This window comes from Eubacteriaceae bacterium ES3 (assembly GCA_030586155.1).
GTDB lineage: Bacteria > Bacillota > Clostridia > Eubacteriales > Eubacteriaceae > Acetobacterium.
Genome location: CP130741.1, coordinates 2213360 through 2228195 on the forward strand (window position 1 = coordinate 2213360; position 14836 = coordinate 2228195).

General features: G+C 43.5%; 7 protein-coding genes, 16 tRNA genes and 3 rRNA genes. All 26 read right to left on the minus strand.

Going from position 1 to position 14836, the window contains the following annotated elements; genetic code table 11:
• Nucleotides 1-8 precede the first annotated feature (8 nt).
• The 26 genes from cls to Q5O24_10215 all read right to left on the minus strand — a co-directional run bounded on the left by cls (nt 9) and on the right by Q5O24_10215 (nt 14819).
• Nucleotides 9-1526, minus strand: coding sequence for a cardiolipin synthase (cls, locus tag Q5O24_10090; protein WKY46726.1), 1518 nt, complete (start codon nt 1524-1526; stop codon nt 9-11).
• 186 nt (nt 1527-1712) lie between these two features.
• Nucleotides 1713-2963: a glycosyltransferase gene (locus Q5O24_10095; GenBank protein WKY46727.1), complete on the minus strand. Its 1251-nt coding sequence runs from the start codon at nt 2961-2963 to the stop codon at nt 1713-1715.
• 183 nt (nt 2964-3146) lie between these two features.
• Nucleotides 3147-3222 (minus strand) — tRNA-Lys (locus Q5O24_10100).
• A 12-nt stretch (nt 3223-3234) separates the two neighbouring features.
• Nucleotides 3235-3319 (minus strand) — tRNA-Tyr (locus Q5O24_10105).
• A 20-nt stretch (nt 3320-3339) separates the two neighbouring features.
• A tRNA-Thr gene (locus Q5O24_10110) sits at nt 3340-3415 on the minus strand.
• Between the two features lie 102 nt (nt 3416-3517).
• Complete coding sequence (locus tag Q5O24_10115; protein ID WKY46728.1) at nt 3518-5173, minus strand: IS66 family transposase; 1656 nt, start codon at nt 5171-5173, stop codon at nt 3518-3520.
• A gap of 99 nt (nt 5174-5272) precedes the next feature.
• The gene (gene tnpB, locus Q5O24_10120; GenBank protein ID WKY46729.1) at nt 5273-5629 is read right to left on the minus strand and encodes an IS66 family insertion sequence element accessory protein TnpB; all 357 of its coding nucleotides are present in this window, start codon (nt 5627-5629) and stop codon (nt 5273-5275) included.
• 3 nt (nt 5630-5632) lie between these two features.
• Nucleotides 5633-5992, minus strand: a complete 360-nt coding sequence (locus tag Q5O24_10125) for a hypothetical protein (GenBank protein WKY46730.1) — start codon at nt 5990-5992, stop codon at nt 5633-5635.
• 229 nt (nt 5993-6221) lie between these two features.
• A tRNA-Lys gene (locus Q5O24_10130) sits at nt 6222-6297 on the minus strand.
• Nucleotides 6298-6450: 153 nt separating this feature from the next.
• Nucleotides 6451-6535, minus strand: a tRNA-Tyr gene (locus Q5O24_10135).
• Between the two features lie 20 nt (nt 6536-6555).
• Nucleotides 6556-6631, minus strand: a tRNA-Thr gene (locus tag Q5O24_10140).
• 36 nt (nt 6632-6667) lie between these two features.
• A tRNA-Asp gene (locus tag Q5O24_10145) sits at nt 6668-6744 on the minus strand.
• A gap of 7 nt (nt 6745-6751) precedes the next feature.
• A tRNA-Glu gene (locus Q5O24_10150) sits at nt 6752-6826 on the minus strand.
• Nucleotides 6827-6880: 54 nt separating this feature from the next.
• Nucleotides 6881-6955: transfer RNA gene (locus Q5O24_10155), tRNA-Asn, on the minus strand.
• 8 nt (nt 6956-6963) lie between these two features.
• Nucleotides 6964-7080, minus strand: a 5S ribosomal RNA gene (rrf, locus tag Q5O24_10160).
• 69 nt (nt 7081-7149) lie between these two features.
• A 23S ribosomal RNA gene (locus tag Q5O24_10165) occupies nt 7150-10013 on the minus strand.
• Between the two features lie 190 nt (nt 10014-10203).
• A tRNA-Ile gene (locus Q5O24_10170) sits at nt 10204-10280 on the minus strand.
• 10 nt (nt 10281-10290) lie between these two features.
• A tRNA-Ala gene (locus tag Q5O24_10175) sits at nt 10291-10366 on the minus strand.
• Between the two features lie 149 nt (nt 10367-10515).
• A 16S ribosomal RNA gene (locus tag Q5O24_10180) occupies nt 10516-12038 on the minus strand.
• The 16S, 23S and 5S rRNA genes sit together here with 13 tRNA genes alongside, the layout of an rRNA operon.
• A gap of 237 nt (nt 12039-12275) precedes the next feature.
• A tRNA-Cys gene (locus tag Q5O24_10185) sits at nt 12276-12349 on the minus strand.
• A 7-nt stretch (nt 12350-12356) separates the two neighbouring features.
• Nucleotides 12357-12431: transfer RNA gene (locus tag Q5O24_10190), tRNA-Gly, on the minus strand.
• A gap of 5 nt (nt 12432-12436) precedes the next feature.
• Nucleotides 12437-12512 (minus strand) — tRNA-Phe (locus tag Q5O24_10195).
• 164 nt (nt 12513-12676) lie between these two features.
• Nucleotides 12677-12753 (minus strand) — tRNA-Asp (locus Q5O24_10200).
• 13 nt (nt 12754-12766) lie between these two features.
• Nucleotides 12767-12842, minus strand: a tRNA-Val gene (locus tag Q5O24_10205).
• A 63-nt stretch (nt 12843-12905) separates the two neighbouring features.
• Nucleotides 12906-13649 carry a class I SAM-dependent methyltransferase gene (locus tag Q5O24_10210; GenBank protein ID WKY46731.1) on the minus strand — a complete coding sequence of 248 codons (744 nt, stop codon included), beginning with the start codon at nt 13647-13649 and terminating at the stop codon, nt 12906-12908.
• A 12-nt stretch (nt 13650-13661) separates the two neighbouring features.
• Nucleotides 13662-14819: an amidohydrolase gene (locus Q5O24_10215; protein WKY46732.1), complete on the minus strand. Its 1158-nt coding sequence runs from the start codon at nt 14817-14819 to the stop codon at nt 13662-13664.
• Nucleotides 14820-14836 lie beyond the last annotated feature (17 nt).

The window sequence follows — 14836 nt, forward strand, 5'->3', positions numbered from 1 at the left end:
ATAAATAATTACATCAACGGTGCAACGATCCGTAACATTGCTTGACCCAAATGGGTGAAAAATGAACTGTTTTCCCAATCTTCAAGCTTAATTTCTTTACACTCATCCATAATTGAGAAAAAGTCTTGTTTTACATCTGATACCGTGCTGGGACTATTAATCCAAGCTGCTGATTCATAGTTCCATGTAAGGCTGCGATAATCCATGTTTATCGAACCAATCATACAGACTTCATCATCGCTGACCAATACTTTTCCATGCAGGAAACCCGGAGTATATTCATATATTTTTACACCCTCAGCCAGCAGGTCACCATAGAATGAACGGGTTGTTTTGTGAACAATCGCTTTATCTGCTATACCAGGTGTCATAATTCTAACATCAACTCCAGCACGTGCAGCCATCTGAATGCAATTAATCATATCCGAATTTAAAATCAGATATGGTGTAGAAATATAAATATATTCTTTAGCATTGGCAAATAGACTCATGTACATATTTTCAGCAGGATTTTTCTCATTCATTGGTCCATCGCCAAAAGGCATAACCAGGTCATCAGTTTCAATATTTAAAGACTCACCCCTATATCTTTCTAAAACACTGGGTTGGCCGGAAAGATTATCCCACATATTCAGATAGAGGGCAACTAGTGAATTGACAGCATCCCCTTCTAATTTTACTGCCATATCTTTCCAATGTCCATGTTTGACTATTGCATTGATATATTCATCTCCAATGTTTATACCACCAACAATTGCTCTATTACCATCGGCTATCGTAATTTTTCGATGATCGCGAAAACTGATAAATTTATATATGGAACGAGAGAGAGGGTTGAAAGGAATTACTGTGATTCCATTTTCAGAACATACTTTATAGAAATCTTTAGGTAGAACTCCAAAACTTCCCATCTCATCGACCATCATCCTAACTTCAAGACCTTCATGAGCTTTTTTGATTAAAGCACCCATCATCTCATCATACATTTTACCGCGAGCCATGATAAAGTACTCAGTGAATATATACTTTTTTGCAGAATTAATCAGTTTAAGATGCTCTTCATGCATGATTTCGCCAAGCTTCAAATAGGTAGATTTGGTATTTGTCCAGACTGGCAATCCTGTTAAATGATTGATCAAGTTGATTTCTTTAATAAAACCGGGATTATTAATTGATGTATAAAGTTCCCGATTTTGTTTTAGTTGATTTATTGTATTTTCATTGTTTTTCTCCCAGGTCTCTCTATTTTTTCTTGTTATATGTTTGTTGCCCCATAATAAATATAAAATTATCCCCAATACCGGTAGTGTCAAAATAAAAATAATCCAAGAGATTTTGAATGATGTAATATTTCTTTTGTAGACAATACTTAAAACCAATAAAATTGCTAATACTTGTATGACCCAAATTACCTGATATGCATAATCAAGAATCCGAATAAAAACAAATCCAAAAATGGCCAGTTGAAGTAAAATTAAAATAATGTTAATAATATTTCGAATATAGTTGTTAGACTCTCTTCCCATTTCTTCTCCTTATCAATGATATAATTTCAGAAAAAAATAATATATTTGCTAAATTTTAATATGGTACTTTAAACTATAAGACTAAAAATATACTTTATGTAAGCCTAATCCATTATTTTATATTTTTTATATGAAGTAATAATTATTACAAAGCTATATCATCCTCTTAAGAATTAGCCAATATTCTCATGATTTTATAAACTGGTATAATTCATCATCAAAATTCTCTTTTTTCATCTCCTCTGCTAATTCTTCTGCTTTTAATTTGTATGAAGGATTATTAGCCAAGTCAAGTAAATTTGACTTTAGATTATTCTTGTTGAGCTTTCCAATCGGAATTCCCTTAGGACCTGCACCCGAAGTAAAGATTATTTCATCCCACATAGGCTGGTCTGCCGTATGTGGGATCGTCATTGTTGCACAACCCGCTTTAATTGCCGAATGTGTCGTACCCGCCCCGCCATGGTGAACTACTGCATACATATGTGAAAATGCCCAGTCGTATGGAATCCCGTCTACAAAATATACATTCTTGAGATTTTTACTTTCAATACGAACTAAACCACCCCCATTTGTATTTATAATAGCTGATAGGCCACATTCATTTAATACGTCTAGAAATAATTCTGTAATTTTTATTGGATTAGGATTCACCATGCTGCCAAAAGTGATAAATATGATTTTTTCGTGCTGCTCAAAAAAAGTTAACAGGTCTTTAGGAGGCTCCCAGACATGAGATTTATTACGTTCCCAAAAACCTGCGACCATTGCATTTTCCGGCCAATAGACAGGCTTTTTAAACAAGGATGAGGATACTGTATAAAATATTTTCATTTTAAGCAATTCACGATTAATCTGTTTCTTCGAATACTCTTTAGGAAAGTATTTCTTTACTGCCATCATGACTGCGGTTGCAGTACCATAATTCGCCAGTTTATAAGTTAAAGGGTTAAATAGCCTCCCTAAGTTTTTATTAATTCCAACATTTGAGTGGCCCTTGACTTCATGAATCATACAGGGCACTGGCGAGAGCATTGCTATTTTTCCTCCAGTTTTAAGATGCCAGGGTAGTGCCACTGTCACCTTAGGATGAAATATAATACAATCCGGTTTAACATGCTTAATAATTTCAAACTGCAAATCTATCAATTTCTTCTGAATCGGCATGGACTTTTTCGACAAGTCCATTAGCGTTTTGGCTTTTCTTAAACCACTGCCGCCTCCGCCCATTGCCTCTCTGCCAACGTCTGTATTTAATAAATCAATAAACTCTGAATCCAGAGAATAGAATGAAAATCCGGATTCTTCTGCCAAACTTCTGTATTGTTCAGGAAAGGCGCATATAACGTCTTCTCCAAAAGAACGCAACATTTCGCCAACACCAAGAAAAGGCTCACAGTCTCCCCTTGAACCTATAGAAAGCATTAGAATTTTCATGTATACTCTAATTATTTCCTTTCGTTTTATTTAATTATATCAAATAAATGCCAGATTTAGTCAGGAAATTAAGGGATTATTTTGTGTCAATGGTCTACTAAAACAAAAAAACAAAAGCAAGGAATCAGTCACAGACAATTCCTTGCTTTCTTAATCGAGCGCTAAACTCGTTTTATATTGAAATGGTGACCCATGGGCGACTTGAACGCCCGACACCCTGATTAAAAGTCAGATGCTCTACCAACTGAGCTAATGGGTCATATATTAAAAATGGTGGGAGAAGATGGATTCGAACCATCGTAGACGTTGTCAACGGATTTACAGTCCGCCCCCTTTAGCCACTCGGGCATTCTCCCACGATATTTAAACAAAAAAATGGAGCTGATGAACGGACTTGAACCGTTAACCTGCTGATTACAAATCAGCTGCTCTGCCAATTGAGCCACATCAGCTTAAATATATAGGTAAGCGTCAAATACAAACCACATAGAAAAGAAGCTCGACATATGAGATAATGATAAAAATCATCTCGCAAGTCGAACTTCTTTATTGGTTTATTGATGCTGATTAGTTTGGGCCAAGGACTGGCGGCAGATCTCGGGCAGCTGATCGGACCAGGGAAGAAAAGGTTCCAGTGCGACCTCGTCATCGCAGTTTATATCCGGCAGACGTTCAAAGAGAAATTTGAGATATTCATAAGGGTTGAGCTCATTAAGTTTGGCACTCTGGATCAGGCTGAAGGCAGTGGCGGAAGCTTTGGCACCATTGGCTGTTTTACAGAAAAGAAAGTTTTTTCTGGCCACAACAAAAGGCTTGATCTGTTGTTCGGCAATGTTGGTGGAAAGTTCACATTGGCCGTCAAGCAAAATGTTTTCCAGTACAGTCTGGTGTTTGAGACTGTAGTTGAGCGCTTTTCCAAAGGCGCTTTTGGGAAGGGTATTCTGCGACATTAATTTTACCCATGCGAAATAAGCTGTCATCAGCGGTTTAAGCTCTTTTTCCCGTCGCTCCTTACGCTCTTTCGGGGTCAGGTCTTCTTTTAACAGCGCTTTCTCAAAGACAAACATTTCACCTATCATCTGAACGGCCTGCCAGGCTTCGGTTTCGGTTTTTATAGTCCCTTTTGGCAATGCTTTTAGCGCATCAGTGTATTGACGTCTGGCATGGGCAAAGCAGCAGACCCGGGTAATATCGGTTACGCTGTTATAGCCGTCATAACCGTCCGTTTGAAGGATTCCTTTGAAATTTTCAAGGAAATTTTTGGGGTGTTTGCCACTCCGGGACGGCTGATATTCAAACAACGCCATGGGTTTTCCGTATTTCCCGGGACGATACAGCCACATATAGGCCTTGCTGGTACAGGCTTCCCCATCTTTAGTCAGAACTTTCAGTGATGTCTCATCAGCCATCAGAAAGCTTTCTTTTTCCAGATGTTTTTTCATCAGCCGGTAGAGGGGTTCAAGGTAACGCTCACTGCCTTTGATGATCCAGTTGGACATCGTCGCGCGGGACAGTTCAATGCCAAAGTGTTTAAAGGTCTGCTCCTGCCGGTAAAGAGGCAGGGCTGCCGCAAATTTCTGGTATAGAATATAAGCAAGCAGACTTGGCGAAACAAAGCTGCCCGAAATAACCGGATTGGGCGCTTTAGCTGTAATAATCGGCGTTTTGATCTCATGATCCTGACAGTGTCGGCAGGCATACACTTTTCTGACATGTTCCACCCGCACCACTTTGGCGGGAATCACTTTGAGCTCCTGGCGCACTTCCTCCTTCATCTGATGCAGTGAATGGTCACACACAGGGCATACTTTCTCATCTTCATTAAGATCATAAACAATGCGTTCAACCGGCAGATCATCAAAAGAATCCCGGTTCAGTCCCCGCTTTTTACGGCGGTGGGTAGCCACTTCGATGGATGGTTCTTCCTGCTCAGGGCGTTTCGTCACCTCCGGCTCATTAAAAAAAGAGATCTGGTTTTCAATTATGACAGTGTCAGCGGATTTGCCGAAGCGCTTCTGGGCATTCAGACGCAACTGTTCTTCGTACCATTTAATTTTTGCCTGCGCTTCTTCAAGTTCTGAATTCAGCCGAGTGTTTTCACTCTGAAGTTCAGTGATGACAGATAAAAAATCCAGTGCCGGATCTTGTGTTTCTGTTTCTGTTAAACTGTTTTCTTTACCCATCTGATGCTTATACCGCTTTCCTGTCATTATCCACTCCAATTACTTATGATTGGCATAATATCGCCGTTTTATGATGCTATTATACCATAGATCAGCTGACAAAAAAAGCTTTTTCAACCTTATTTTTCAGATTAAAATCCGCTGTTTCACTGGCGGATGCGCCTGTTTTTCATCAAGGGTCAGTCCATCCAGCAACCACCGGAAACTTCTTTCAGTCACAACAATGGAAGGGGCGCCACTTTTTTCCGGCCACTGGAAACAGCCGTTTTCCAGACGTTTATAATGAATCCAGAAGCCGGTCTGATCCCATACCAGGATTTTAATCAGATTCCTGCGTTTATTGCAGAATGCAAACAGGTGCATGGAAAAGGGATCTTCTTTCAGAACTTCCCTGACAATCAGGGACAGTCCATCGATACTTTTTCTGAGATCGGTGGCTCCCAGAGCTATATGCACATTTCCGGAGTTGAGGCCTGTCAACATGGATCAGGCCTTTCTGATTGCGCTAATTATATTTGTAAGATGATTCTCTGAAAATTCAGGCGGTATCATAACAACCACATCTGAAATCCGGATTTCTATTACTTTTGGGGTTCCAGATAAAGGTTTTTTAAATGATATTTCCGGCGCAATAACAATTCCGGCAAAGTTGACTGTTTCTTCGGCAAACTCCTGGGGTTCCAGATCATTTAGATCCCGGTTTGCTTTGCTGATTCTCAGTTTCCAGTATCGGAATGCACTCAAAGCAAGATTATTCTTTTCGCACCACTGCCGCTGCGTCAGTCCACTTGCCAATTGTGCTTTGATCCGCTCTTCCCAGAGTATCCGATTTTCACTTTTCTCCATAAAAAATACAATCCTTCCTTTAATAGTTTGAAAGAATTGTATCAGTTTTTTTATTTGGTTGGTATGTGGTCTGTAATTGACGCTTACAAATAAATGCCAGATTTAGTCAGGAAATTAAGGGATTATTTTGTGTCAATGGTCTACTAAAACAAAAAAACAAAAGCAAGGAATCAGTCACAGACAATTCCTTGCTTTCTTAATCGAGCGCTAAACTCGTTTTATATTGAAATGGTGACCCATGGGCGACTTGAACGCCCGACACCCTGATTAAAAGTCAGATGCTCTACCAACTGAGCTAATGGGTCATGAATGTATTTAATTTTTGATCGTCTTCAGCCGGACGCACAAGCACTTTGTCTGCCTGACTTAGCGATTCACACAAAAATGTTCACTCCTGTCGTCGTGCATTTTTGGTTCTCTGCTTATACCAACTGAGCTAATGGGTCATATATTAAAAATGGTGGGAGAAGATGGATTCGAACCATCGTAGACGTTGTCAACGGATTTACAGTCCGCCCCCTTTAGCCACTCGGGCATTCTCCCACGATATTTAAACAAAAAAATGGAGCTGATGAACGGACTTGAACCGTTAACCTGCTGATTACAAATCAGCTGCTCTGCCAATTGAGCCACATCAGCTTAAATATATAGTGTTGCTATTCTTCTGTTGAGAAATGGCGACCTGGAAGAGACTCGAACTCTCGACCTCCAGCGTGACAGGCTGGCATTCTAACCAACTGAACTACCAGGCCGCATTATTGGTGACCCCTAGGAGAATCGAACTCCTGTTACCGCCGTGAAAGGGCGGTGTCTTAACCGCTTGACCAAGGGGCCTTATTAAATTTAGCGGATCTGAAACGGTGTCTCACACCCGCTTGTTTGACTAAATGGCTCCCCAGGCTGGATTCGAACCAGCAGCCTATCGGTTAACAGCCGAGTGCTCCACCGTTGAGCTACTGAGGAATATTCATGCCCCGCAACGTCCTATCCTCCCAGGCAGTCACCCACCAAGTACTTTAGGCGCTAGAGGACTTTACTTCTGTGTTCGGTATGGGAACAGGTGTGACCCCTCTGCTATCGTTACGGAGCAAATTAGCTTATTTATTTTTCTTTCCAGTGACATGGTCACTCGAAACAGCACAGTGTATAAATTCTTTTGGATCAAGACCTCGGCTGATTAGTACTGGTCCGCTCCATATGTTGCCATACTTCCACTTCCAGCCTATCGACCTGGTCGTCTACCAGGAGCCTTAACCTTGCGGTGAGATATCTTATCTTGAGGGGGGCTTCGTGCTTAGATGCCTTCAGCACTTATCCCTTCCAAACTTAGCTACCCAGCTATGCCCCTGGCGGGACAACTGGTGCACCAGTGGTTTGTCCATTCCGGTCCTCTCGTACTAGGAACAGCTCCTCTCAAATATCTAACGCCCACGACGGATAGGGACCGAACTGTCTCACGACGTTCTGAACCCAGCTCGCGTGCCTCTTTAATGGGCGAACAGCCCAACCCTTGGGACCTGCTTCAGCCCCAGGATGAGACGAGCCGACATCGAGGTGCCAAACCTCCCCGTCGATGTGGACTCTTGGGGGAGATAAGCCTGTTATCCCCGAGGTAGCTTTTATCCGTTGAGCGATGGCCCTTCCACTCGGTACCACCGGATCACTAAGCCCGACTTTCGTCCCTGCTCGAGATGTCTCTCTCGCAGTCAATCACCCTTTTGCCTTTGCACTCTAACAGATGGTTTCCAACCATCCTGAGGGTAACTTTGGGCGCCTCCGATACATTTTTGGAGGCGACCGCCCCAGTCAAACTGCCCATCTGACACGGTCCAATGTCCGGATTACGGACACTTGTTAGAATTCCAATAGTACAAGGGTGGTATCCCAACAGCGGCTCCTTCGAGACTGGCGTCCCAAACTCAATGCCTCCCACCTATCCTGTACGTCTACTACCAGAATCCAATGCCAGATTGCAGTAAAGCTCTACGGGGTCTTTCCGTCCTGTCGCGGGTAACTCGCATCTTCACGAGTACTACAATTTCACCGGGTGTGTTGTCGAGACAGCGCTCAAATCGTTACGCCTTTCGTGCGGGTCAGAACTTACCTGACAAGGAATTTCGCTACCTTAGGACCGTTATAGTTACGGCCGCCGTTTACTGGGGCTTAAATTCGCACCTTCGCGTTACCGCTAAGCACTCCTCTTAACCTTCCAGCACCGGGCAGGCGTCAGCCCCTATACGTCATCTTTCGATTTAGCAGAGACCTGTGTTTTTGCTAAACAGTCGCTTGAGCCTCTTCTCTGCGGCCCCCCTAAAGGGGCACTCCTTCTCCCGAAGTTACGGAGTCATTTTGCCGAGTTCCTTAACAACACTTCTCCCGCTCATCTTAGGATTCTCTCCTCGCCTACCTGTGTCGGTTTACGGTACGGGCACCTTCTCTCTCAATAGAAGCTTTTCTCGACAGCGTGAAATCAGCGACTTCCCTACTTGTTTTTCGTTCCCCATCACGCCTCAGCCTTATAACAAAGGGGATTTGCCTCCTCTGTAAGCCTCGACGCTTGGCCCGGCTCTTCCAATCGCCGGGTTCGCTTATCCTTCTGTGTCACTCCATCTCTCAAACAATTAAAGGTGGTACAGGAATTTCAACCTGTTGTCCATCGCCTACGCTATCCAGCCTCGGCTTAGGCCCCGACTTACCCTGAGCGGACGAGCCTTCCTCAGGAAACCTTGGGCTTTCGATGGTGAAGATTCTCACTTCACTTTCGCTACTCATGCCAACATTCTCTCTTGTCTGAAGTCCACCTATCCTTACGAATAAGCTTCGCCCCGCAGACATTGCTCCCCTACCACTATGGTAGTACCATAATCCATCGCTTCGGTGCCAGATTTTAGCCCCGTTTATTTTCGGCGCACAACCACTCGACCAGTGAGCTATTACGCACTCTTTAAATGTATGGCTGCTTCTAAGCCAACATCCTGGTTGTTTATGCAGTTGCACATCCTTTCCCACTTAATCTGGACTTCGGGACCTTAGCGGATGGTCTGGGCTGTTTCCCTTTCGACTATGAAACTTATCTCCCATAGTCTGACTGCCGTATATAAGTGTATGGCATTCGGAGTTTGATATGGTTCAGTAAGCTCTACGCCCCCTAGCCAATTCAGTGCTCTACCTCCATCACTCTCTCTACAACGCTAGCCCTAAAGCTATTTCGGGGAGAACCAGCTATCTCCGTGTTCGATTGGAATTTCACCCCTATCCACAACTCATCCAAGCCTTTTTCAACAGACACTGGTTCGGACCTCCACTTGGTTTTACCCAAGCTTCATCCTGGTCATGGATAGATCACACGGTTTCGGGTCTACGGCATACAACTAGTCGCCCTGTTAAGACTCGGTTTCCCTGCGGCTCCGTGCCTGAAGCACTTAACCTTGCTGCATACCGTAACTCGTTGGCCCGTTCTACAAAAAGCACACCGTCACTTGCGCTCCGGCTGCTTGTAGGCACAGGGTTTCAGTTTCTATTTCACTCCCCTTCCGGGGTTCTTTTCACCTTTCCCTCACGGTACTGTTCGCTATCGGTCACTCAGTAGTATTTAGCCTTGGGGGGTGGGCCCCCCATATTCCCACAGGGTTTCACGTGTCCCGTGGTACTCGTCGATTACCCACTCCTATTCCTTTCGCCTACGGGGATCTCACCCTCTTCGTCCGGCCTTCCCAGGCCGTTCGGCTAAAAATAGAAATTTGTTGTAATCCGGGCTCTTCCTCTTTCGCTCGCCGCTACTCAAGGAATCGATGTTTCTTTCTTTTCCTCCGGGTAATGAGATGTTTCAGTTCCCCGGGTTCCCTCCATGAACCTATGTATTCAGTCCATGGTGACTGACCTTCTGTCAGCCGGGTTTCCCCATTCGGATATCTGCGCTTCAACGGTTATGTGCACCTTCACGCAGCTTTTCGCAGCTTGTCGCGTCCTTCATCGGCTCTGAGTGCCAAGGCATCCGCCCTGTGCCCTTCATTTCTTGATCCTTAACTACTGACAGTAGAACTTCGTCAATAGTCTTGTAGTCCCTAAAGACTACGATCCTTTAAACTTACGTTTTTCATGTTGTTACATCTGAAATTGTATGTTTTCTTTTATACACTATGCTGTTTTCAATGACCATGCTTCCAATGACATTCCGTTCAAATAAAACAGAACATCCTGAAAAGTTATTCTGGTGGGCTTGGGAGGACTTGAACCTCCGACCTCACGCTTATCAGGCGTGCGCTCTAACCACCTGAGCTACAAGCCCGGTAAAAAAATGGTGGAGATGAGGAGACTTGAACTCCTGACCCCCTGCTTGCAAGGCAGGTGCTCTCCCAACTGAGCTACACCCCCACTTTTGACGTTTATGACAACTTTCATCCCTTATATTAACAAGGTAAATTGACAAAAACTACGTTCCTTATTATGCTGATTGCTTATGTATTTGTATAACCATAGGTCATACAAAAGAAAATAGTACCATGACTCCCTGTTTTCCTTAGAAAGGAGGTGATCCAGCCGCACCTTCCGATACGGCTACCTTGTTACGACTTCACCCCAATTACTGACCCCACCTTCGGCAGCTGGTTCCTTGCGGTTACCTCACTGACTTCGGGTGTTGCCAACTCTCGTGGTGTGACGGGCGGTGTGTACAAGACCCGGGAACGCATTCACCGCGGCATTCTGATCCGCGATTACTAGCAACTCCAACTTCATGCAGGCGAGTTGCAGCCTGCAATCCGAACTGAGATCTGTTTTAAGGGATTAGCTTCACCTCGCGGCTTCGCAGCCCTCTGTTCAGACCATTGTAGCACGTGTGTAGCCCAGGTCATAAGGGGCATGATGATTTGACGTCGTCCCCACCTTCCTCCGTGTTATCCACGGCAGTCTGCTTAGAGTGCCCAACTTAATGATGGCAACTAACCACAGGGGTTGCGCTCGTTGCGGGACTTAACCCAACATCTCACGACACGAGCTGACGACAACCATGCACCACCTGTCTCTCTGTCCCCGAAGGGAAAGTCCTATCTCTAGGATTGTCAGAGGATGTCAAGACCTGGTAAGGTTCTTCGCGTTGCTTCGAATTAAACCACATGCTCCGCTGCTTGTGCGGGTCCCCGTCAATTCCTTTGAGTTTCAACCTTGCGGTCGTACTCCCCAGGCGGAGTGCTTATTGTGTTAACTGCGGCACTGAGTTCCCCCAACACCTAGCACTCATCGTTTACGGCGTGGACTACCAGGGTATCTAATCCTGTTTGCTCCCCACGCTTTCGCACCTCAGCGTCAGTATTTGTCCAGCAAGCCGCCTTCGCCACTGGTGTTCCTCCTAATCTCTACGCATTTCACCGCTACACTAGGAATTCCACTTGCCTCTCCAATACTCAAGTTCTCCAGTTTCAAATGCATTTCCCCGGTTGAGCCGGGACCTTTCACATCTGACTTAAAAAACCGCCTGCGTGCCCTTTACGCCCAGTAAATCCGGACAACGCTTGTCCCCTACGTATTACCGCGGCTGCTGGCACGTAGTTAGCCGGGACTTTCTCCTTGGGTACCGTCTTTGTTCTTCCCCAATAACAGAACTTTACGATCCGAAGACCTTCTTCATTCACGCGGTATTGCTGCGTCAGGGTTTCCCCCATTGCGCAATATTCCCCACTGCTGCCTCCCGTAGGAGTCTGGACCGTGTCTCAGTTCCAGTGTGACCGTTCGCCCTCTCAGACCGGTTACCCATCGTCGTCTTGGTGAGCCGTTACCTCACCAACTAACTAATGGGACGCGGGTCCATCCTATGGCACCGGAGTTTTGATGCAAAAGCCATGCGACTTCTGCATATTATAAGGCATTACACCCAGTTTCCCGAGGCTATTCCTTTCCATAGGGCAGGTTACCCACGCGTTACTCACCCGTTCGCCACTTTCCGATTATTCTCTCACCCGAAGGCTCAATCATAATCTTCTCGTTCGACTTGCATGTGTTAAGCATACCGCCAGCGTTCGTCCTGAGCCAGGATCAAACTCTCTATAAAAAGTTTGTAAAGCCTTTCGGCTTAAGCTCATTTTTAACGTGATTTCACGTGTTGACATTTTTTAAAGAGTGCCGCTCTTATTGTTGTTGACCTAAGTCAACTGATTTACAGGTTTTATGGTACTATTCTCTTTTCTATGACCCTGCGTAAACGTTTAAGTTTCCGCCGCCTCTCTTAAGAAGCTTTTCTATTATACCGTCATATTTATCGAATGTCAAGCTTATTTTGAAATAAATTTGGAGGCGCCACCCAGACTTGAACTGGGGGTGAGGGTGTTGCAGACCCGTGCCTTACCACTTGGCTATGGCGCCAGATAATTGGAGCGGAAGACGGGATTTGAACCCGCGACCCTCGCCTTGGCAAGGCGATGCTCTACCACTGAGCCACTTCCGCATAGATGGTGCCCAGAGGCGGAATCGAACCACCGACACGAGGATTTTCAGTCCTCTGCTCTACCGACTGAGCTATCTGGGCAACTAAATGCTTGTTTTAATATTTCTTGATGTTAGAAATAGTACCGGTGAAAGTAATCGTTTAAACCCCCGAACATTATTAACGACTCCACTCCTGCAGATTATTACATCTGATATCGCGAAGCCCATAATCATACTAAGGCATTTAATTGAACAAATCACAAATGGCGACCTGGAAGAGACTCGAACTCTCGACCTCCAGCGTGACAGGCTGGCATTCTAACCAACTGAACTACCAGGCCAACCTAGTAAAAATGGTGGTCGCAACAGGGCTCGAACCTGTGACCCTCTGCTTGTAAGGCAGATGCTCTCCCAGCTGAGCTATGCGACCAGCACTTAAGGTACGAACGTTATTATACATGGATTCAAACCCATTGTCAACAGTTTTCCAAATTTATTTTTTTTCCGCGACTATCTGGACTCGATCGGCATCATTACTCCCTTGAAGAAAAGTTCCAAAGTTAAAATATTTGATATTTTTATACCCAAGGTTAAGGAGGCAATGATGAATATCTTCCAGCGAAAAATAGTATTGGGTCTGATTTTCTTCATAACGATTATAGGTTCCGTCAGAATTTTTCGCAAAAAATGTCAAGTTGAAATGAACACAGTTGTTATCTGAGTCTGGTTCATTTTCCCATACACAATAAACATCATCTAAATTATAAATAAAAGTGTTATCCTTAATGACTTTTTTGTATTTGGTGGAGGTATTAATGTCAAACATGAGTAACCCCTCTTCTTTGAGACAATCTCTACTGCATATAAGAAAACTCTGTATCTCATCCATATCCTTTAAATAATTGACTGTGTCACAACAAGCAATAACAGCGTCATACTGATAGTCAAGCATGAAATTTGTCATATCTCCAAGATAGAATGAAATATTATTGATACCCTTTTGATTAGCTTTTTCATCAGCAACTGTCAGCATATCTTCTGATATATCAATTGCTGTCATCTGATAACCGCTTTCCGCCAATTTTAGAGTAATATTACCTGAACCACATCCAAATTCCAGTACTTCATTTATTTCATTTTTACTATTATAAAAAATACGTTTTAAATAATCTGTCCATTCAGAATAATTTATTTCTTTCATCAACTCATCGTAAACTTGTGAAAATTCCTGATACATATTTTTCTCCCACTAATATAGATTTTTATACTCAACAAAACGGATTGAAGAAGATAAGCCTGTCAGCAAAACTTTTTCATCAAAATTAAATTCTTTAGTATGCAGATTTTTATCAAAACCTTTTTTAGAATTTCCGCTACCAATCCCAATGAAAAGGCCTGGAATTTCTTTCTGATAAAAAGAAAAATCCTCTGACAACATCATTTTTTCAATCACTTTTGTTTTTTCTGGTTTATTAACTTCTTTAAAAATTTCAAATAACGTCTCGTCATTGTATACTTCCGGATACATATCTACAAACTCAAGATCAAATCTGCAGCCGCTAGTAAGCTCGCAGCCTCGTACCATCTCAGTAATCCTTTTATGCATCATCGCATGAATTGTAGAATTAAATGACCTAATCGTTCCGCATAGTTTCAATTCATCCGCAATCACGTTGATTCTAGTTCCTCCTGATATCATACCAATAGTAATCACGGCACTTTTTTTAGGATCGACATCTCGACTTACAATACTTTGCATAGCCATAATCAGTTGCCCACCGGCAATCATAACATCTTTGGCCAGGTGTGGTTCAGCACCGTGACCACTAACACCATGAACTCGAATAAAAAATTCACTGTTCATCGCCATCATTGGTCCTGGTCGGGTGCCTAAAACGCCTTCTTTTATAAAGGGAAACAGATGATATCCAAAAATCGCTTTTACAGGATACTTTTCAAGAATCCCAGCTTCAATCATCGGCTTTGCCCCTCCCGGTCCCTCTTCCGCAGGCTGGAAGATCAGCAGTACACTTCTCTGAATACTTCCACTATTATCAACTAAATATTTTGCCAGTAATAGATTCATAGTCATATGTCCATCGTGACCACAGGCGTGCATCATTCCCGGATGTTTTGAACAATAGTCTTTTTCATTTTCTTCATCAATACACAGTGCATCCATATCCGCACGAAAAGCAATGGCATTTTCTTCATCGCTGTTTCCTTTAATATAAACAATTACCCCTGATTCACAGATGATTTCCGGCGACAAGCCCAGGTTTTTCAGATATTTTAAAATATAGTCTCTGGTCTTAAAAAGAGAAAATCCTTCTTCAGGTATCTGATGCAAGTCTCTTCGGACAGTTATTGCTTCGCTCAAATAAGCGTTAAGTGCTTCCTTTAACATTGATTTCCTTTCTTTAT